Annotated in this window: 21 protein-coding genes; 15 read left to right on the top strand and 6 right to left on the bottom strand. The window is 51.0% G+C overall.

All coding sequences use genetic code 11. From position 1 onward, the window contains the following. Window positions 1-9: 9 nt before the first annotated feature. The 6 genes from ABJU74_RS04500 (at window position 10) to ABJU74_RS04475 (ending at window position 5,922) form a co-directional block, all read left to right on the top strand. A complete protein-coding gene (locus ABJU74_RS04500; protein WP_348385155.1) occupies window positions 10-747 on the top strand; it encodes an SDR family oxidoreductase in 738 nt (245 codons plus the stop codon). Window positions 748-776: 29 nt separating this feature from the next. After that, window positions 777-2,024, top strand: coding sequence for an acyl-CoA dehydrogenase family protein (locus ABJU74_RS04495; RefSeq protein WP_348385074.1), 1,248 nt, complete (start codon window positions 777-779; stop codon window positions 2,022-2,024). A 40-nt stretch (window positions 2,025-2,064) separates the two neighbouring features. Further along, entirely contained in the window at window positions 2,065-2,256 is a 192-nt protein-coding gene (locus tag ABJU74_RS04490) for a hypothetical protein (RefSeq protein ID WP_348385072.1), read from the top strand. Between the two features lie 79 nt (window positions 2,257-2,335). Further along, a complete protein-coding gene (locus ABJU74_RS04485; protein WP_348385071.1) occupies window positions 2,336-4,120 on the top strand; it encodes a VWA domain-containing protein in 1,785 nt (594 codons plus the stop codon). A gap of 207 nt (window positions 4,121-4,327) precedes the next feature. Then, the gene (locus tag ABJU74_RS04480; protein WP_348385070.1) at window positions 4,328-5,107 is read left to right on the top strand and encodes an OmpA family protein; all 780 of its coding nucleotides are present in this window, start codon (window positions 4,328-4,330) and stop codon (window positions 5,105-5,107) included. Window positions 5,108-5,295: 188 nt separating this feature from the next. Beyond that, window positions 5,296-5,922, top strand: a complete 627-nt coding sequence (locus ABJU74_RS04475) for a hypothetical protein (protein WP_348385068.1) — start codon at window positions 5,296-5,298, stop codon at window positions 5,920-5,922. A gap of 41 nt (window positions 5,923-5,963) precedes the next feature. Here the strand turns inward: ABJU74_RS04475 and ABJU74_RS04470 are convergent, their stop codons facing one another. After that, window positions 5,964-7,271, bottom strand: coding sequence for a hemolysin family protein (locus ABJU74_RS04470; protein WP_348385067.1), 1,308 nt, complete (start codon window positions 7,269-7,271; stop codon window positions 5,964-5,966). 181 nt (window positions 7,272-7,452) lie between these two features. Between ABJU74_RS04470 and ABJU74_RS04465 the strand changes: the two genes are divergently transcribed. Both ABJU74_RS04465 and ABJU74_RS04460 read left to right on the top strand, forming a co-directional pair. Continuing rightward, the gene (locus tag ABJU74_RS04465; protein ID WP_348385066.1) at window positions 7,453-8,124 is read left to right on the top strand and encodes an OmpA family protein; all 672 of its coding nucleotides are present in this window, start codon (window positions 7,453-7,455) and stop codon (window positions 8,122-8,124) included. Window positions 8,125-8,212: 88 nt separating this feature from the next. Continuing rightward, window positions 8,213-8,980, top strand: coding sequence for an SDR family NAD(P)-dependent oxidoreductase (locus ABJU74_RS04460; RefSeq protein WP_348385065.1), 768 nt, complete (start codon window positions 8,213-8,215; stop codon window positions 8,978-8,980). A 2-nt stretch (window positions 8,981-8,982) separates the two neighbouring features. On the opposite strand, the gene ABJU74_RS04455 is transcribed toward ABJU74_RS04460, so the two are convergent. After that, a complete protein-coding gene (locus tag ABJU74_RS04455) occupies window positions 8,983-10,215 on the bottom strand; it encodes an FAD-dependent oxidoreductase (protein WP_348385063.1) in 1,233 nt (410 codons plus the stop codon). Window positions 10,216-10,413: 198 nt separating this feature from the next. On the opposite strand from ABJU74_RS04455, the gene ABJU74_RS04450 reads away from it, so the two are divergent. The 5 genes from ABJU74_RS04450 (at window position 10,414) to ABJU74_RS04430 (ending at window position 16,094) form a co-directional block, all read left to right on the top strand. Then, window positions 10,414-12,717, top strand: coding sequence for a DNA translocase FtsK 4TM domain-containing protein (locus ABJU74_RS04450; RefSeq protein WP_348385062.1), 2,304 nt, complete (start codon window positions 10,414-10,416; stop codon window positions 12,715-12,717). Window positions 12,718-12,790: 73 nt separating this feature from the next. Then, window positions 12,791-13,420, top strand: a complete 630-nt coding sequence (locus tag ABJU74_RS04445) for an outer membrane lipoprotein carrier protein LolA (RefSeq protein WP_348385061.1) — start codon at window positions 12,791-12,793, stop codon at window positions 13,418-13,420. Window positions 13,421-13,719: 299 nt separating this feature from the next. Beyond that, a complete protein-coding gene (gene xth, locus ABJU74_RS04440; RefSeq protein WP_348385059.1) occupies window positions 13,720-14,514 on the top strand; it encodes an exodeoxyribonuclease III in 795 nt (264 codons plus the stop codon). Beyond that, the gene (gene ribA / locus ABJU74_RS04435; RefSeq protein WP_348385058.1) at window positions 14,515-15,591 is read left to right on the top strand and encodes a GTP cyclohydrolase II; all 1,077 of its coding nucleotides are present in this window, start codon (window positions 14,515-14,517) and stop codon (window positions 15,589-15,591) included. Further along, on the top strand, window positions 15,588-16,094 hold the full coding sequence (locus ABJU74_RS04430) for a L,D-transpeptidase family protein (protein ID WP_348385057.1): 507 nt from the start codon (window positions 15,588-15,590) through the stop codon (window positions 16,092-16,094). Before ribA ends, ABJU74_RS04430 begins: the two co-directional genes overlap by 4 nt. Window positions 16,095-16,191: 97 nt before the next feature. Here ABJU74_RS04430 and ssb read toward each other — a convergent pair whose 3' ends face one another. Together ssb and ABJU74_RS04420 are read right to left on the bottom strand one after the other, a co-directional pair. After that, window positions 16,192-16,722, bottom strand: a complete 531-nt coding sequence (gene ssb, locus ABJU74_RS04425) for a single-stranded DNA-binding protein (RefSeq protein ID WP_348385055.1) — start codon at window positions 16,720-16,722, stop codon at window positions 16,192-16,194. Between the two features lie 230 nt (window positions 16,723-16,952). Next, entirely contained in the window at window positions 16,953-17,630 is a 678-nt protein-coding gene (locus ABJU74_RS04420; protein WP_348385053.1) for a COQ9 family protein, read from the bottom strand. Between the two features lie 141 nt (window positions 17,631-17,771). Here ABJU74_RS04420 and ABJU74_RS04415 point away from each other — a divergent pair, with 141 nt between their 5' ends. Continuing rightward, entirely contained in the window at window positions 17,772-18,884 is a 1,113-nt protein-coding gene (locus tag ABJU74_RS04415) for an alkene reductase (protein ID WP_348385052.1), read from the top strand. A gap of 29 nt (window positions 18,885-18,913) precedes the next feature. Here the strand turns inward: ABJU74_RS04415 and ABJU74_RS04410 are convergent, their stop codons facing one another. Next, window positions 18,914-19,369, bottom strand: coding sequence for a DUF1465 family protein (locus ABJU74_RS04410; RefSeq protein ID WP_348385051.1), 456 nt, complete (start codon window positions 19,367-19,369; stop codon window positions 18,914-18,916). 159 nt (window positions 19,370-19,528) lie between these two features. Then, window positions 19,529-19,726 carry a DUF465 domain-containing protein gene (locus tag ABJU74_RS04405; RefSeq protein ID WP_348385154.1) on the bottom strand — a complete coding sequence of 66 codons (198 nt, stop codon included), beginning with the start codon at window positions 19,724-19,726 and terminating at the stop codon, window positions 19,529-19,531. Window positions 19,727-19,923: 197 nt separating this feature from the next. Here ABJU74_RS04405 and ABJU74_RS04400 point away from each other — a divergent pair, with 197 nt between their 5' ends. After that, window positions 19,924-20,082, top strand: coding sequence for a YdcH family protein (locus tag ABJU74_RS04400; RefSeq protein WP_348385050.1), 159 nt, complete (start codon window positions 19,924-19,926; stop codon window positions 20,080-20,082). Window positions 20,083-20,208 lie beyond the last annotated feature (126 nt).

Below are 20,208 nucleotides of genomic sequence, written 5' to 3'. Positions count from 1 at the left end.
AAAGGCAATATTATGAGTGATCTGGACTTTACGGGTAAAAATGTTCTTGTCGTTGGCGGATCGAGTGGGATCGGCAATGGTATTGCGCATGGTTTTCGTCAGCGCGGTGCAGAAGTGCATATTTGGGGCACGCGCCCTACGGCAGAAGATTATAGCGGCATTGCCGGGTCTGATCTTGATGGTCTGCATTATGCTCAGGTCAATGTTGCCGATTATGATGAACTTACCGCCTATAAGTCTCCGTTTGATAGTCTGGACGTGCTTGTCCAGTCGCAGGGCTTTGTTCGCTACAAACAGGCTGAATATGCAAAGCCAGGCTGGGATGATGTAATGGATATCAACATCAATTCGGTGATGCATACAGCCACAAAATTCAAGCCAATGCTGAGCGACAGCAAAGGTTCGATCATCATCGTCAGTTCGGTTTCAGGGTTTCAGGCAAATATTGGAAACCCAGCTTATGCCGCATCCAAAGCCGGTGCTGTGAGTTTAACCAAAACACTTGCACAATCTTGGGCGCGAGACGGCATTCGGGTCAATGGCCTCGCGCCGGGACTGGTTCCGACCAAACTGACCGCTGTAACTACCGAAAATGAGGAGCGCAGCAAGGCGACGCTGAGAGCCATTCCCGTCCGCCGCTACGGATCGCCAGAAGATATGGCCGGCGTGGCCATGTTCCTGGCTTCCCCCCTAGCGGCCTATGTTCAAGGCCACACGATCATAGCCGACGGCGGCCTTACGCTCTGAGCAAAGCTCAAATTTTCAGGAGATAATTCATGAACTTCGAATATAGCAAAAAAGCACAGACTCTGATTGAAAAGCTGCAAGCCTTTCTGGATGCTTATATCATTCCCAATAACGACGAAGCCCATGAATGGCATCATAACCCCGACAATTTGTGGAAGCCTTGGCCCGGTTTGGAAGACCTCAAGACAAACGCGAAAAACGCAGGATTGTGGAACCTTTTCCTTCCCGAAGAATATGGCAAATATAGTCCTGGTCTGACCAATTTGGAATATGCTCCGCTTGCCGAAATGATGGGCCGCATGGGGTGGTCATCAGAGGTGTTCAATTGCTCCGCCCCTGATACCGGCAATATGGAAGTGCTCGCCAAATTTGGCACTGATGCGCAAAAAGATGAGTGGCTCAATCCGTTGCTCAATGGCGAAATCCGATCTGTCTATATGATGACTGAACCGGATCATGCCTGTTCAGATGCAACAAATGTGCAAACCGAAATCCGCAGCGATGGCGATGACTATGTCATCAACGGTAAGAAATGGTGGATCTCCGGCATAAAAGACCCGCGCGCCAAATTGCTACTGTTGATGGGCAAGACCAATCCTGACAATCCGCGCCATTCCCAGCAATCGACCGTAATCATTCCGCGTGATACACCCGGTGTGGAAGTTGTCCGCGCGCAGACAGTGTTTGGCGATGTCCATTCCCCAGGCGGACATTGCGAAGTCCATCTGAAAGATGTGCGCATTCCAAAATCCAATATTATCCTGGGCGAAGGGCGTGGGTTCGAGATTGCACAAGGGCGTCTTGGCCCCGGCCGGATTCATCATTGCATGCGCTCTATTGGTTCGGCTCAACTTGCACTCGAACTCATGTGCCAGCGGGTAACCGAACGCCAGACATTCGGCCGCATGCTGTCCGATCGTTCCAGCATTCGTATGGAGATTGCGCGCAGCTATTGCGATATTGAACAGGCGCGGTTGCTGACGCTGAAGGCCGCTGATGCGATGGATCGTGTAGGTGCGAAAGGTGCCAAGGATCTAATCGGCGCCATCAAGGTAGTCGCGCCGCAAATGGCGCAAACGGTCGCTGATCGCGCCATCCAGATTTTCGGCGGCATGGGTGTGAGCGATGACGTGCCGCTTGCTGGTATCATGGCGACCCAGCGCTTCATTCGCATAGCCGATGGACCCGACGAAGTGCATGCGTCCCAACTCGGCAAGTTCAAAATCGGTCAATATGCCCGTCCAGGAGCGGGATGGAATGCTGCGCCGAATAGCTGAAAATAGCTTAATCAAAAGAAACACCCTGTTTTAGCATGTCATGGATCTGTCAGACAGTACAGAAGCCTATCGATTGTTCGATGCGCGCGATGACGATGTCGTAAAAATCATGATGAACTTGGGCCAATCAAGCGCCGCTTGCATGAGGGATGGACTTGCAAAACTCATTATCCCCTCCCCCTTGAATTCAAGCTTTACCCCCAATTTTTTGACGCTTTTGGAACATGAATGAAGCACTATATCATATGTTCATAATCCAGTCAGCTTATGTAAGCCACCTTCTGTCTCGGAGCAATGGATGGGAGAATAACATGCGGTCGGTTTCTGGATTCTCGAAAATTTTGAGCGGTATCGCCGCTATTGGATTGATCGGCACACCCATATCCACGCCTTTAGACGCCCAAACCCGACAAGGAAAACGGCCTGATCTCGTTCGGCATCCACCCTCACATCCGGTCAATTGCAGCCTGTTTGAATATCGCGACCGAACAATCGGTAAAACTGGTATTTTGCGGCAACGGGCGGGAGGTCCTGCGGCCTCAATTGTGCCACCACCGCCCCCTCCCGTGGCGCGACCTGCGACCAATGCAATCGGCGCATCACTAGCACCAAAAAGACAATCGTCAGTCCGTCCCCGTCCGGGTCCTCGGCCTTACCCCTACCCCTATCCTTATCCCTATCCCCGACCACCGCAATCTGAAGACCGCGAACAATATGCGGGAGAAGAGGTGGCCAACATTAAGCGCGTCGCCGATGAACCTGTCTCGACCTTTGCTGTGGATGTGGATACTGGCAGCTATTCCAATGTGCGTCGGTTTTTGAACGATGGGAAAATGCCGCCGGAAGCCGCCGTGCGCACTGAAGAGCTGATAAATTATTTTCGTTATGATTATCCCGCACCGTCCAGTCGATCCGTCCCATTCAGCCTGACCACAGATATGTCTGCGACGCCTTGGAACAAAGCCAGTCGGTTATTGCGGATTGGTTTAAGAGGTTATGACGCCGATACAAATTCGCGCCCCCGCGCCAATCTGGTCTTTCTTGTCGATGTTTCAGGATCGATGGGCAGCGCCAATAAACTGCCTCTGGTGAAATCCACATTGACTGCGCTCGCCAATGAACTGCGCGATGATGACCGGGTTTCGATTGTTGTCTATTCCGGTACGGTCGGATTGCTGCTAGCGCCGACATCCAACAAGACGCATATCAAAGAGGCGGTAAATTGCCTCTATGCAAGAGGTTCCACCGCAGGCGGAAACGCCTTGAAACTGGCTTATTCGACGGCCCGCAAGAATTTTCTAAAGGGCGGTATTAATCGGATCATCATGGCGACAGATGGCGACTTTAATGTCGGCACGTCCAATACCGATCAGCTGAAGAAAATTGTTGCGAAAGAACGCGAATCCGGCGTAAATTTAACAATGCTGGGCTATGGTACCGGTAATATCCGGGACGAGCTGATGGAAGGAATAGCCAATGTTGGCAACGGCAATTATGCGTATATCGACAGCGCCATGGAAGCCCAAAAAGTACTCGGCGACGAGCTCAACTCAACATTGTTCACCATCGCCAAAGATGTCAAAATTCAGATTGAATTTAACCCCACTCACGTCAAAGAATATCGCCTGATTGGCTATGAAAACCGGTTATTGGCGGAAGAGGATTTTGACAATGACAAGATTGACGCCGGCGATATTGGTGCCGGACACCAAGTGACTGCTTTATATGAAATCATGCCTGCACAATCGCGCGGCTGGCTCGCCGAGCGTCGTTATCCTGCCAATCGCACAACCGTGAACACAAGCAGATTTGAAGGGGAATTAGCGCACATTAAATTGCGGTTCAAATTGCCCAATGGCGATAAATCCCGCCTTATCCAGCACCAAATTTCAGCGCAGGGCCTGGTCGATGCAAAAGACCCAACTGGCGATATGGCCTTCGCGATTGCCGTTGCTGCATTTGGGCAAAAATTGCGGGGGGACAAATATCTTGGAGAATTTGATTTCACTAGAATTCAAAAATTATCTGGCAATGGCGGAAATTTTTGGCGCCAAGAATTCCGCAAATTGAATGATTTGGCGCAAAATCAGAGTTAAATTTGATTCGCTATAAAGAGCAGAATTCACGCCCGGTGTGACTTCTGTTAACCATCTTTGCTAAGCAAGTGTCTCATATGGGGACAAAATCAGACCGGCTCATCGGATAATTGGTCCTTATCGGACATTGCTAAACTGGACTTGGCCCCAATTATCCTCCATTTTAGAGGATCAAAAAGACAGTAAAATGTAGCAAGGGGTTCCGCAATGGAAGTTGGGGGTAAGATACTAACAGGTGCAGTCGCCACAGCGCTTTTGGCGCTGGTTGGACATTATGTGACGGGCGATAACTATATCTCTGGATTGGAAAAAACCGTGCAAACCGAAATGCAGGCACAGGGTTTTGATGATGTCACAGTCTCGCTTTCCCGAGACCCATTGTCGCGCAAAGCGATCTTGGATGGTGATGTTGCAGACGATGTCAAACAAAAGGCACTAAATGCTGCTGCCGGTATTTCCGGTCTGTCAGGCGCTGCCTGGGCTGGCAGCGATTTGGTGCCACAAGCCAGCAACAGCGACGGAGAAAGTGGCGACAATGCTGGTCAGAACGGCTTGGATTCCGAGACACAAGCGGCTGTCGCCAAATGTCAGGGCGGCGTTGACAAAGCGATTGAAGGCAAAAAATTGAGCTTCCGGTCAGGAAGCGCCTATATATCGCCCGCCTCGAATAAAATTTTGGACGAAGTGGCAGCTGCCTTGAAACCATGTTCCGGTCTCGCCGTTGCCGTGGGCGGACATACGGATGATAATGGCAATGCCCAAGTCAACAAAATCCTATCGCAAGAGCGGGCCGATCGCGTCCGCGCCGGGCTTGTCGAGCGCGGTCTGAGTGAAAATTTGGTTTCCGCAACCGGCTTCGGCGCGGAACAACCTTTGTCCGCTGCCGATGGGCCAGATGCAGACGCTCAAAACCGGCGGATTGAATTTAAAGTACAAGCCGCAAATGAAACAAAACAAAATGATGCGAATTCGCAACAGGGGGAATGAACCATGCCGCTATTAGTCGAAAATCTGTTGCTCCTGCTTGTGACATTTGCAATTGGCGTCGGAATTGGCTGGCTCTTCTGGGGTCGTGATCGCGACGAAGTATAATTGTAATTCCAAATGGACAGGCGGATCGAGCAATTAAGCTTCGCAACTGTCCATTCTTAATTTGAATATAGGGGTTTGATAAAATGATATCGCTGATTTCAGCAAATTGGCTGCTCTTTTTGATCGCATTACTCATTGGTGTAGCCACCGCTTTCTGGGCATGGGCTATGTCAGGACGCGAAGGCGAAGAAGAATATTTTGACGCGGATGATGGTTTGCTGGAAAAAGCGGGTGATGCGGTGCCGCCTGTCACAGAACCCGTGGCACCAGCACCGGCGCCTGCTCCAGTGGCAAAACCGACACCAGCGCCTAAACCCGCCGCTCCGGTTGCGACCGCTACTGCGGCAGCCACAGCAGCTACGGCAACGGCGAAACCCGCTGCTGCGCCGCGTCCCCGCAAACGGCCGGTTGTCGAAGATAAACCGGCGCCGCCACCACCGGGCAAACCGAAAATTGCGCCCGCTCAAGGGGATCCTGATAATTTGCGACTGATCAAAGGTGTCGGGCCCAAGCTCAACAGCTTGCTCAACAATCTGGGTGTCACCCGTTTTGATCAAATAGCAGAATGGAAAGAAGCCGAGATTGAAGAAGTCGATCAATATCTAGAAAGCTTCAGCGGCCGTATTACCCGTGATTCCTGGATTGATCAGGCCAAATATCTTGCGAAAGATGATATCGCAGGGTTTGAAAAAAAATATGGTAAGCTTTGATAACCAATATTGTCAGTAACATCGGCAATGTTTATCAGCGGCTATAGCGGCTCTGATTGGGCGGCTTTGACAATCAATTTATCAATTTTCCGGCCGTCCATATCCATGATTTCGAATATCCAGTTCTGATCCTCGAAACTTTCCCCCTCTTCGGGCAAATGCCGCAATAGGTTTAGGGCATGGCCTGCCACCGTCGCATAGTCCCGATCATCCGGTAATTTCATACCAAGTCGGTCTGCTAACGCATCCATTGACATAGCGCCGGAAACCAAAAAACTGCCATCGGCCCGCTCTATCAAACTGCGTTGGGTTTTCTCATCCTGATCTGAAACGAACTCGCCGGCAATGGAACTCAACAGATCATTGGGTGTAACCACCCCTTCAAAATGTCCATATTCATCATGGACCAAAACCATCGGGACTTCCGCTTCTCGTAAGATATCGAGCGCATCCAGCGCATCCAGCTGGTCCGGGACTTTTTCCAAAGGTCGGATCAATTCATGCAAATCCAAAGGCTTACCGCTAAACTGAACAGCGGCGATATCGCGCGCTTGCACGACACCTTTTATTTCATCGACGGAACCCTCAGCCACCGGCAAGCGGCTATGCGGAGAACTAATCAACATCGCGTGAATTTCTTCTGTCGTGGCATTAATGTCCAACCAGTCCACTTCCGTCCGCGGGGTCATAACTTCGCGAATCGGTCGATCGGCCATCCGAACAACGCCTGCAATAACCGCACGCTCATGCTCTTCTATCACGCCCGACCGCGTGGCCTCGGCAAATACCATTTGCAATTCTTCCGCAGTGACATGGTTTTTTTGATCGCGCTTCAATCCGAGCATCCGGAAAATCAAAGCGCTGGTCCCATCCAACAGCCATACTAAAGGTGCCGCGATCCGCGCTAATAAGTCCATCGGGGGAGCCATGATGACCGCAATTTTTTCGGCTGAACGCAAAGCAAATTGTTTCGGCACCAGCTCTCCGATAACCAATGATGCGAAAGTTGTGAGGCCGATAACAAGCGCAAAACCGACGCTAACCGACAATTCCTCTGACATACCGAATACTTGCAATCGTTCGGCCACCGGACCACCAAGACTGGCACCAGAAAAAGCACCAGCAATAATTCCGATAAGGGTAATACCAATTTGCACTGTGGAAAGAAATTTCCCCGGATCACCGGCAAGCCGCAAGGCAATGCGCGCCCCGCGACTTCCTTGATCAGCAGCTGAATGCAGATAGGCCTTGCGCGCAGAGACAATCGCTAGCTCTGACATAGCGAACAGGCCATTAATTAGCACCAGCACCACGATGATTGCGACGTCAAACCAAGGAAAAGCTGTCATATTATCCAATAGAAAGGAATAAGCTGGAAAGAATCCCTATAGTCATATGTTTTACAAAATATCAAATTTCTCGTCAGTTACGGTTCATAATTTGCTGCTTATCTTGCACGCATTAACCATGATTATCGGATCGAAACGAGATGCGATATATTCATGAACAGTCACTATGAGGGATCAAAACATGCGTACCAAGACTTTAACTGCAGCAATTTGCATAAGCGCCTTAGCCGTGACGAGCGGTTGTACAACCAATCCGGAAACCGGAAACCGCGTGGTTTCCAAGGCCGCAATTGGCGGCATTGGCGGCGCTCTGGGCGGATATCTATTGGGTGATATTATCGGTGGCCGCAATGATCGGACCGAAAAGATTATCGGCGCTGGCCTCGGCGGTTTAGCAGGCGCCGGTGTGGGCTACTACATGGATGAGCAGGAAAAGAAACTGCGCCAACAGACCGCCGGTAGCGGTATTGATGTCACCCGTGATGGCGACAATCTGATTTTAAACATGCCTTCCAATGTCACTTTTCCAGTGAATAGCGCAGCCATTCAACCAGAATTTCAACAAACTCTGAGCGAAGTTGCCAATACATTGTCGCAATATGAGAAAAGTTATATTGATATTTATGGTCATACCGACAGCACGGGAACAGACCAATATAATCAATCTCTATCCGAACGCCGCGCATCTTCTGTTGCCAATTATCTGAGCAATAGCGGTGTGCAACAAGCGCGTGTCGAAACGCGCGGTTTTGGTGAAAGTCAGCCTATTGCGAGCAATAGCACCGAAGAAGGACGAGCCGCCAATCGCCGGGTGGAATTGAAAATCGTTCCTATACGTCAGCAAGATCTATAAAACTGAGTAGCATATAGTCACTATTGGCTTGCTATCTTCGTCTAGATTCGGGCATCCCTATCTTCAAATAAGATAAGGATGCCCGCATATGACCAAACCCAATTTTTCCATCGACCTGACCGGTAAGACCGCCATCGTTACCGGTGCGTCATCCGGCTTTGGTCATCGGTTCGCTCAAGTGCTCGCGGCTTGTGGAGCTAAAGTCGCCTGTACCGCGCGGCGCCGCGAAAAACTCGACACTTTGGTGAGTGCCATCACTGCCGATGGCGGCCAAGCGCAAGCATTTGATCTGGATGTCCGCGATGCCGATCAACTCAAAGCCATTGTACCAACTGTTGCAGACGCCCTGGGTCAACCGGATATATTGGTCAACAATGCCGGAATTCCCGATGCGCAACGCGCGATCAACATGTCATCTGAATTTATCGACAATATGCTTGATACAAATTTGCGCAGCGCTTACATCCTATCCAATGAAGTCGCGCGTCCGTTGATCGAGACCAAAAAACCCGGTCGTATTGTCAATATCGCTTCGACATTGGCTTATCATTATGATGGCAATGGTGCCGCGCTTTATTCAACTACCAAAGCTGGGCTAGCGCGCATGACGGAGGCGCTGGCAGTGGAATGGTCCCGCTTTTTCATCAATGTCAATGCGATTGCACCGGGCGCTTTTTCAACCGAAATGATGGATGGCATGGTCGCACGGATGGGCGATATTTCGCAGCATTTCCCGCGCAAACGCATGTGCACCACCGATCAGATGGACAGCACTTTACTCTATTTGGTATCACCGGCATCCGAAGCCGTTACCGGGACGATTATCAAAGTCGATGACGGCCAAGGCCCACGATAGGCTTAGATTAAATCACCCATTAACAGCTTTGGCAATTCCCCGCTTTCTCCTCGGGCTTCTGTCATGATTTGCTCTTTAAGCGGCGGGATACGTTGCACAAGACCAATACCAAAGCGGCGGATTGCTGAAGATGTATCCCCCGGCAGTCCAAATAGCCGTGTTAAAATATCGGTCGCTGCGGCCATCATGAGATTGTCCAGTCCGCGCCAACGGTCATAGCGCGCCAAAATTTGTGTGTCGCCCAGATCCAGACCCGTGCGCGCTCCTTCGACCACGGATTCAGTCAAGGCGGCGACATCGCGCAGGCCCAGGTTCAATCCTTGACCGGCAATCGGATGAATGCCGTGACCAGCATCGCCAACCAAGGCCAGGCGCTGCGCTTTCAAACTGGCGCTGTGATGATAGCCAAGCGGATATGTTATCGCTTCTGATTGCAGCTGCATCTCCCCCAGAAACCCGCCCGTTTTCTTCATCAGTTCTGCTTGTAACGCCCGTTTGTTGAGCTTGGCGATTGCGGGGCCATCTTTACGCGCAACCGTCCACACAATAGCGGATCGATGCCGCCCGCGGGCGTCATCGCGCATCGGCAAAATGGCAAAAGGACCCGATGCATAGAATATCTCATATGCGGTATTTTGATGAGACTGCTCATGTGTCACGGTGCAGTTTATAGCGCTGTGATCATATTGCCATTGCGCCATTGTGAACCCGGCGCTGTCCCGCACCGCACTGCCCCGCCCATCAGCAGCGACCAATAGAGGCGCAGTGATGGCAGCGCCGCTCTGTAAACTGACGGCTACTTCATGATCGCCGCGATCAATATTCGTCACCTGTGCCGGCATGTGCAGCGCAATGGAAGGATCAGATTTTACCCGTTCGAGCAAAGCATTTCGCAAAATGCGATTCTCGATCATCACGCCCAGTTGGCCGTCCGCTTCATCAGGAGTGAAGTCAAGTGTACCCGGTTTCAGGCCATCATTAATCACTATTTTATCAATAGCGCAGCAATCAGGCTTCAATTTTTCTGATAATCCAAGGGCCGTCAGCATATTCCAGCTCGCGCTGTTAATCGATGACACGCGGCTATCGCTGCTCCCCTTACCAGCTTCATCAGGATCGGCGCGATCGATAATGGCGACCGACAAGCCATGAGCTGCGAGCGACAAGGCTTGGCTCAATCCAATCAGACCTGCGCCCAAAATGATTAAATCACTTTCATTTCTGCCATCCGTCATGAGCGCGCCTTTGGTTTCAAGATTTTACTGTTGCCAAGATAGGGCTCGGATGACCGAAAAGAAAGCCTGTTCCGCCGTTGGCCGGTCAACAAACTTTTCTGCAAAACTTGACGCGGAGTCACCGATTCGCGCAAAGGAGAATAAGACGATGTGGGTATGGACCGTGGCATGGCTGCTACTGGTTCCTAGGAGTAGACTATGGCGGGAAAAGCGAAAGAAGCCAATTGGCGTGAAGTGATGCGGCTCAGCTTGCTGAGAAGCGGCGCACTTATCGGTGCGATCGCTTTGGCCATATTGACCCTTTTCCTGTTGCTGGCCTTGTGGAGCTATTCACCCAGCGACCCGTCTTTGAACACCGCCGCGGGCAGCGTAGAACATAATTGGATGGGAGTTGCTGGTTCTTATAGCGCCGATCTGTTGCTGTCTTTGTTGGGCATGCCAGTGATCATATTACTCCCGTTACTGTTGGTTTTTGCTAATCGCTTGTGGCGGGACATTCCCCAGACCGATTGGAAAAAACAGCTGATATGGTGCCTGTTGGCCGCCTTTCTCATTGGCACCGGCCTTTCATTATGGTTTCACGATAGCCAGGCCGATTTGCCCTCCGGTTGGGGCGGTTTGGCCGGCCTGGTTACGGCAAAAACCATTAGCGCTGGGCTCAATGCAATTTCTGAAAGTTGGAGCGGGCTGGCGTCAGGGCTTTTAACCGCCATGACCATCACCGGCGGCCTGGTACTCGGCTATTTTAGTTTGCGCTTGGACAAACCGCTATTTTCCCTTCCACAACTCAAATTGCCCCGGTTGCGATCCAAAGAAGACGATAGCGGCCTGGTCATCGAACCGGAAAGCGCAGCGCCGACTAAAGCCAAAAAGGCGCCGATACCCCGTAAGGAAGTCAAGCCCGACAATCGGCCACCGCCAGAAATTAGTGATCGCGCTTTGCCGCCCAAAAAAGCGAGTCTTTCGAGCGGCAAACAGGGGGATTTTTTCGGCCCTTATTCCCTGCCTTCAATTGACTTGCTGACACCGCGTCCCGAAGAAGCCAATAATGTGATCGACAAGGCCGGACTGGAGCGCAATGCTCGGTTGCTGGAATCGGTTTTGGATGATTTTCACGTCAAAGGCACGATCAATGCCGTGAGACCCGGCCCGGTGGTCACCATGTATGAACTGGAACCCGCTCCTGGAATTAAAGCCAGCCGGGTTATTCAACTGGCCGAAGATATTGCGCGAAACATGTCAGCGCTGTCGGCGCGCGTTGCCGCAATCCCTGGAAGGACTGTTATGGGCATAGAATTGCCCAATGCGCAGCGGGAATCCGTGGTGCTTCATGAAATGATTGGCAGCGATAGCTTTCAAGATCAAACGGGCCAATTGCCGATAATATTGGGTAAGAATATTTCCGGAGATCCGGTAATTGCTGATCTGGCACCAATGCCTCACTTGCTGATTGCCGGTACCACCGGATCCGGTAAATCCGTGGGCCTCAACTGTATGATCGTCTCACTACTATACCGGCTGACGCCCGATCAATGTAAGATGATCATGATTGATCCTAAGATGCTGGAACTCAGCACCTATGATGATATTCCGCATCTTTTGTCGCCGGTTGTGACCGAGCCGACCAAAGCGGTCCGCGCGCTGAAATGGGCAGTGGAGCAGATGGAGGAACGCTATCGCATGATGTCGTCTATCTCGGTTCGCAACCTTGCCAATTATAATGAGAAAGTTAAAAGCGCCAAAGCAAAGGGCGAACCGCTCGGGCGGAAAGTGCAAACGGGATATGATCCCGAAACATCCCGACCCATTTATGAAGAAGAACAGCTCGACTATGAAGTCTTGCCGCAAATTGTAATTATCGTCGACGAGTTGGCTGATTTGATGATGACCGCCGGCAAGGAAGTCGAATTTTTAATCCAAAGACTGGCCCAAAAAGCCCGTGCCGCTGGCATCCACCTGATCATGGCGACACAGCGCCCATCGGTGGATGTTATTACCGGTGTGATCAAAGCGAACCTGCCGACAAGAATCAGTTTCCATGTTACCTCCAAAATCGATTCTCGCACCATATTGGGCGAACAAGGTGCCGAACAATTGCTTGGAAAAGGCGATATGCTTTATATGCCCGGAGGCAAACAACTGACCCGGGTTCATGGGCCTTTCGTTTCCGATGACGAAGTCAGATTAATTGCCGATCATTGGCGCGCACAAGGTTCACCAGAATATATTCAAGCGGTGACCGAGGAACCGGAAGATGGCAGCTATGCTCTTGACGGTGCAGATCTTTCCGACAGCAAAGAAGATCGCCAATATGCCCAGGCCTGTCAGATTATCTTTGAAAGCCAGAAAGTTTCGACCAGCTGGCTGCAGCGGCAAATGAGAATTGGCTATAATACCGCCGCGCGGATCATCGACCGCATGGAAGAAGATCAATTTATCAGTCCGCCCAATCATATTGGTCGCCGTGAAGTATTGCGCGATCAAAATGGCGAAGTGATCTGATCTATCGATCAATTCAGGTGATGTTCAATCGTCTTCACTTATATATCGGGAAGTTTTTTCAGGAGTTTTCAATATGTTGAGATATGGTCTCGCCCTTATCGCATCACCTTTGCTTCTCACCGCAACTGTGCCTGCAACCGCACAACAAAGCCCGGCTGATGATATTGGGGCTATTTCGGCCCACTTGCGTGCAATGACGACAATGACGGCCAATTTTACGCAAACTGACCGCAGCGGCCAATTATTGCCGGGCAAGCTGACGTTAAAGCAACCCGGTCGCATTCGTTTTCAATATGGTAAAGAAGCCAATTTGCTAATTGTTGGCGATGGTAAAGCACTGACTTTAATCGATTATGATGTGAATCAAGTGCAACGCTGGCCGATCAAAAACAGCCCGTTGGGCGCCTTATTAAATCCCGAACGGGATCTGTCCAAATATGGCAAAATCATCCCGACTCGCAATCCACGTGTTTTAAGCATCGAAGTCCGGGATCCAAAACGCCCAGAATATGGTGTAATTACAATGGTTTTCACCAAAATAGCTGGCGCGCCAGCCGGATTGCGTTTGGACGGATGGGTCTCGCTCGATTCGAAGAATAATCGCACCTCAATCCGGCTCACCAACCAGAAATTCGGTGTGCCGGTGGCCAATGGTGCGTTTAAATGGACGGATCCCAGACGAAAAAGACGCGGCAGGCGATGAATGGAGGCGCGCCTTCGACCAGCGGAAGCGCCGACCGCTTTTGTTCATCTAAGCGACAGAAACACAATTCTATAACGGAAACAGGATGAGATGAAGCGATCAGGTTTTCCCCCTGTTACCTGATTATACAAACTTCTGACCATTCTATGCGTGACGAACGCGAGTTAGCCCTCACCTCCTAAATGCCCCCGGAGGTGAGGGTTTTTCGCTTCTAAACTATCTAAAAATATATGATTTTCTATGGCTTTTTTTGGCCTTTTGACTTGGGTTTCCCAAATATCATGGCTAGGAGTTGAGCCATGAGTGATACCCTGAAAGTCGTGAGCTGGAATATCAACAGCGTCCGAGCCCGCATTGAAATCGTCGAACGTTTCTTAAGAGAAGAAGCACCGGATGTCTTGTGCCTGCAAGAAACAAAGGTTCGAGACGATCAGTTTCCTGAAGGTATATTTCGTCAGCTTGGCTATAACCACTTGGTCTTGAACGGACAGCCCATGCATCACGGGGTTGCTATGATCAGCCGTGTTCCTCTTCACAAGGAAGAACGGTATGACTGGCAGGCCAATGGCGAAGCCCGCCATGTCGGTGCGCGATTGGAAAATGGTGTCCGGATCGAGAATGTTTATATTCCGGCTGGAGGCGAAATTCCGGATCGCGATGAAAATCCGAAATTTGGGCAAAAGCTCGATTTCTATCAGCGGATGACCGATTGGTCAGCAACATTGGACACACCAACTATCTTGCTTGGAGATTTTAATGTTGCTCCGCTTGAAGCCGATGTTTGGAGCCACAAACAACTCATCAATGTCGTGAGCCATACGCAAATAGAAATTGATATCATGGCCAAGCTTCAGGCGGCTCATAATTGGGTGGATATCGGCCGTCAGTTCATACCTGATCCCGAGCGGCTTTACACCTGGTGGAGTTATCGTGCACGCGATTGGCGCGCCTCAGATAAGGGGCGCCGGCTTGACCATGTCTGGGTGAGTCCGGAACTCGCGAAAAAAGCCACCAGTCATCTGGTACATGAAGATGCTCGGGGGTGGACCAAACCTTCCGATCATGCCCCGTTGATCACGGAATTTACATTTTGAATGCTTACGCCTGTCGCCTCTGAAAGCCAAAGCGCTCGCCGCGCCGCAAGAGCAATAGATGCGCTGAGACGTGGATGGTCGATCGGTGTGGAAGGCAATGAAGGAACGTTGAATATTGTTCCGGTAGAAACCACCAATCTCGATCAGCATCTGTCATCGCAGTCGGCAATTACATTGCTCATTTCATCGAGCCGCGCCGATACCCTCAAATTGATGAACCAGCGCGCAGCAGGTGATCCTACCCTGCCCGTTCAAATCCGTCTTGAAGGCCCGATGACGAGCGCAGAAATCATTGCGATTGCCGATCCGGTGCTCGACATGCGATATCCAATGAAGGGGCCTTTTCAAAGCGAACCGCTTGACCATCCAGAAGCCGCAAAAACAGCTATGGAATTAGCCCGGCAAGGAGGATTGCTTCCCGCTTTCCTGGTCATCGATAAACCCGCGGAAGATGTGCTGCACGTGGACGATGGCAAAGCCTATGCTGACTCCACCGCATTGGTCATCAGCGCCCATGCAAAATTGCCGGTCGCAGCCAATGCAAAAGCCCATATCTATGGTTTTCGCAGCGATGCTGATTCCACGGATCATATCGCGCTTGTCGTCGGTGAACGCGATCAATCAACCCCGATTGTTCGCTTGCACAGTGAATGTTTGACCGGCGATGTGCTGGGCAGTTTGAAATGCGATTGCGGTCCGCAATTGCACGCGGCATTGGATCAAATGAGCGGCGCCAATTGGGGAATATTACTCTATTTGCGCCAGGAAGGCCGAGGCATTGGCTTGATCAACAAGCTGCGGGCTTATGCGTTGCAAGATCAGGGCTTTGATACGGTAGATGCCAATGAACGCCTTGGCTTTGCTATTGATGCCCGTGATTTTTCAATCGCCGCGCGCATGTTGGAATTGCTCAACGTTCCGACAATCAAACTATTGACCAACAATCCTGAAAAAGTCGACGGGCTTGCGGCCTGCAATATCAATGTGGAAGAGCGCCTTCCCGTTCAAATCGTGGCCAATCCGTATAATGAATTTTATCTCGATACCAAGCGGGATCGGACCGGGCACAAGCTTTGAGCCTGATAACAGTCGACACAAAAACCCGTCATCTTCATTTTAGAGATCAATCGATCCGCTGCGCCATGGGGAGATCCGGGGCCTGTTCTGCGGAACAAAAAACCGAAGGGGATGGATTTACACCGCGCGGACTGTGGACACTCCGAACGATTTTATATCATCGCGACCGGGTCGTTCAGCGTCCGCACACAAAGCTGCCCTGGCGCTGGATCAATGCCCAAGACGGTTGGTCGGATACGCCGCGAGATCCATGCTATAATCGTCCCGTTCGCTTGCCGCACAAATTTGGGGCAGAATCCCTAAATCGCGATGACCCGCTTTACGATATTATCATCATCCTTGGTCACAATGACGAGCCGGTAATCCCTGGAAAAGGCAGCGCCATTTTCTTCCATATCTGGAATGAAGCGCGGCCTACTGAAGGCTGTATCGCAATCGACCGGCCGGCCATGGAAGGGTTAATCCCCCGACTTGATCGAGGCGTTAAAATGCACGTGATCTAGCCGACAGATCGGCGCGTTTCACGCGACCAGTGCTCAGCTGGCCAATTCATTGGATTACGGGCAAATGGCAGTCACCGCGAAAGAAGACCAGCGTTGACTAAAACGGGACGTCGTCATCCAAGTCGCTGTCAAAAGCACCGCCGCCTTGGCTGCCGCCAGAAGATCCGCCGCCGGTATTGCCCCAACCATCATTAGAGCCGCCGCCCGATCCGCCGCCCGATCCGCCGCCGCTCCATCCATCATTGCCGCCGCCTTGGCCGCCCATACCGCCACCTTGGCGGGAATCGAGCATTTCTAGTTTGCCGTCAAAGCCTTGCAAGACAATCTCTGTCGAATAGCGATCATTGCCGGATTGATCTTGCCATTTGCGGGTTTGCAATTTGCCTTCGATATAGACCTTGCTGCCTTTGCGGAGATACTTTTCAGCGACACCTGCAAGCCCTTCGGAAAAAATGGCAACACTATGCCATTCGGTTTTTTCTTTCCGCTCTCCGGTGTTGCGATCTTTCCAGCTTTCCGAAGTTGCGATGCGCAAGTTGCACACTTTTCCGCCATTATTAAACGTCCGCACTTCTGGGTCGGCACCAAGATTTCCTACGATAATTACTTTGTTGATGCCGCCAGCCATTTATATTTCCCCTTGGAATTTTGTAATGTTTTTCGAGTCTCTGAAGGCTCTATAGACCGACCGCGACGGCTCTCCAATATGTAATCCCGGCCGATCGAGAAACCGGTTAAAAAAGGCTAACCGACAAGATCAGTGATCGAAGAATTAGTGCTGCGCCGCCAATCATCCACCCGCGTTGTGAGAAACAAATCCGGGCACAGAATTCTCAATTGCAACAAACGGAATATTGATCAGGCACCACGATAGCGCAGGCGTCCGATAAACCGCGCCATGCTGAAACGATCTCCCTTGGGGCGTGTGATTTTGGCTTTGACCTTTTCAAACTGCATGACATTCTCGATTCTGCGATCAAGAAAGGCCTTGGTTTGCGCATAGCCATCGCTGTCATCATCGAGAAACACACTGATTGTGCTTCCATAAACGGCCGACAATAAGGTCCGCTTGGTGTAGTGATTATAGTCGGTTGCCGTATCGCCCGCTCGTCGCCACATTTTATCTGCCGCCCGCCAACCCAGTTTGGCAGCCAATGGAATATTGGGCGGCATCGCCAGTATCGCAAGCGCCCGCCGCAGCCCTTCGCGATCCGCTTCGAGAATTTCGAGGCGCGCAACAACCAGCGCGGTAATCCGCTCGCGAATTTTCATCTTTGCGAGCTGATCATCGGAATAGGTCTCCGCCATTTTGCCATCAATCGAATCAAACCAGGCATCGATCATATCCACCGGACCGGCATTAAACGCCAGTCCGGCTATTTCCGGATCAATATTGGCTTGCTCGGCTGCCGCGAAAACCGCTTGCTCGTTCCAACCATCAAAAGCCGCCTGAGATGCCAGTTGCGGTGCAAGATAAGCACGCACTTCGTCAAGCGTCGGGTCTTCTCTTAAGGGCCCAGATGGTTTTGCTGGCATAATATACGATCCTTGCACATCGAGCGGTCAATAATATCGATATAGGCTGAAAGAAAAGATTTTCAAACCATTGCATTGCAATGATAGGCGAGCCTGACTAGCTATTCATCAAGCAGTTAAACAACGCGAAAGAGCATTTATATGAGCACATTATTTGATCCTATTACTTTGGGCGCAATAGCCGCACCGAACCGGATGCTTATGGCGCCGCTAACTCGGTGCCGGTCCACTATGGACCATGTGCCCACACCGCTCATGGGCGATTATTATGCGCAGCGCGCAGGCGCCGGACTGATCATCTCTGAAGCGACTGGCATTAGTCAGCAGGGTTTGGGGACACCCTTTGCTCCAGGCATTTGGAATGAAGAACAAACCGAAGCGTGGAAACCGATTGTTGAGCAAGTGCACGCCGCAGGCGGCCGTATTATTTGCCAGCTTTGGCATATGGGACGCATTGTTCATCCCGATTTTTTGGGCGGTGAAAAACCGGTTTCTTCTTCCGCAACTACTGCGCCGGGAAGCGTAAGAACCTATCAAGGCAAGCGCGACTATGTCGAAGCGCGGCCCCTGGAATTGGACGAAATTCCAAGCCTGTTGGATGATTATACCAATGCAGCGGAAAATGCCAAAAAAGCGGGATTTGATGGTGTGCAGCTGCACAGCGCCAATGGCTATTTAATCGATCAGTTCATTCGGTCTGGAACCAATTTCCGAACCGATGAATATGGCGGATCCATTGAAAACCGTATCCGGTTGCTCGGCGAAGTAACCCAGCGTCTGGTCGATGTTTGGGGCAGCGACCGGGTCTCGGTTCGCTTGTCGCCCAATGGCGATTCTCAAGGTGCGGATGATGCAACGCCAGTGGAAACATTCACCGCCGCAGCAAAAATATTGGACAGCATTGGCATTGCATTTTTGGAACTGCGCGAGCCGCCACCGCACGGCACATATGGCAATACCGACGTACCGCGGGTTAGCCCTGACATCCGACCGGTGTTTAGCAAACCGCTGGTTCTCAATAGCGATTATTTTTATGACAATGCCACCGAGGCCTTGGCACAAAATAATGCCGATGCGATCAGCTTTGGGCGTACGTTCATGACAAACCCGGATCTCCCGGAACGTTTTCGCACCGGCGCGGAGCTAAACCCAATTGACTTTACGCCCACTTGGTACAGCCAAGGACCGGAAGGTTACACGGATTATCCCACGCTTGATCAATTGGCGTTGGAGAAAGATCAAGCCAGCGGGTAAAGCGCTAGCCGGTTAGCAGAAACGAGACGCTAAAAAGAACTTTCGAGCCGCCGGAACATGAAATGGACCGGCGGTTCTTCTGTTTCTTGCAGTTCCATTCGGGCCGACAAACGCTGCAGGCGTTCAAATAGCTCTTCACTGGCGGTGATAATCTGACGCGCTTCTTCGGGGAAAAATTGCACCAGGGGGCCATCGCTGGCTGCCGCATAGCCCAGTTCTCGGCTGTGATTCCACGCTTCGCCCTCGGTAATTTCATCACTGTGGAGCGCGCGCTGGTTTAACAACCATGCAATGCAGTGCATCAGACGCGTGGTCACTTTAAGAGATTCGCATGAAAATCCTACCGACAATGAAGCATCACCCTCGGATTGTTCACTGAATCGACCCGACTCAAAATAGGAGCGCGCTTCATCCGCTAACACCATGGATTCGGTGTATAACGCATCCAGTAATTTGGGCGTCAATAATGCTTCAGTCTCTGCCATGAGCAATGTGTAGCAAATATTTCATGTGTAAGAACAGTTAAATTTTGCGCGCGCTAAGGTTAATGCGGTACATGTTTCAATGTGAAACGTCGCAGATCAAGGAGTTAACTGATGGACAAAATCAGTTAATGGTCTTGCCACCGGCGCATAGCGCCATTCTCAAGCAATAATATCCGGAATCAGTTGGTTTTCCAGCTGTATGATACGGTCGCGCAAATGCAATTTTCGTTTTTTGAGACGGGCCGCTCTGAGCTGATCATGCCCTCCAGCAGCAACGAGGGCCGCAATCGCTTCATCCATATCGCGATGTTCAATCTTCAACAGTTCGAGCCGCTGACGCAACTCTTGATCGGATATCGCCATATTGGATTCATTCGCCCCTTGCATGACTGCAACAAATTTGTAATCTTCACTTTATTCATGGTTCTTGTCGAAACCAAGACAATTATAACATGATGGCCAATGGCGACTTGAGCACAAGCGCCCGATTGAAACGAAAGGGACACCCGCAACCAGTTTCAAATCAGCAACTATATAATAATCAGGAGAATATTATGGATCAGAATCATCTGTCAGCCTTGCGCGGAAAACACGAAGCCCTCGATCGCCAGATCAATGAAGAAGAGGCCCGCCCGGTTCCAGATACGATTCGACTCCATCAGCTGAAAAAACAGAAGTTGCGGTTGAAAGATGAGTTGTTGACGGACGCTTAGCTGCCGCCTGCGCATTTAAACTCAAATTGAGACGATCAATAGCATCGCCCCTGACACCCGCAAATGGTTTAAATGACACCAACATATTCGACTAAATTATTCCAATCATTGACTTACCCTGCGGAT

The organism is Parasphingorhabdus sp., from assembly GCF_039982415.1.
Classification (GTDB): domain Bacteria; phylum Pseudomonadota; class Alphaproteobacteria; order Sphingomonadales; family Sphingomonadaceae; genus Parasphingorhabdus.
This window is presented reverse-complemented; position numbering and strand designations above follow the sequence as displayed.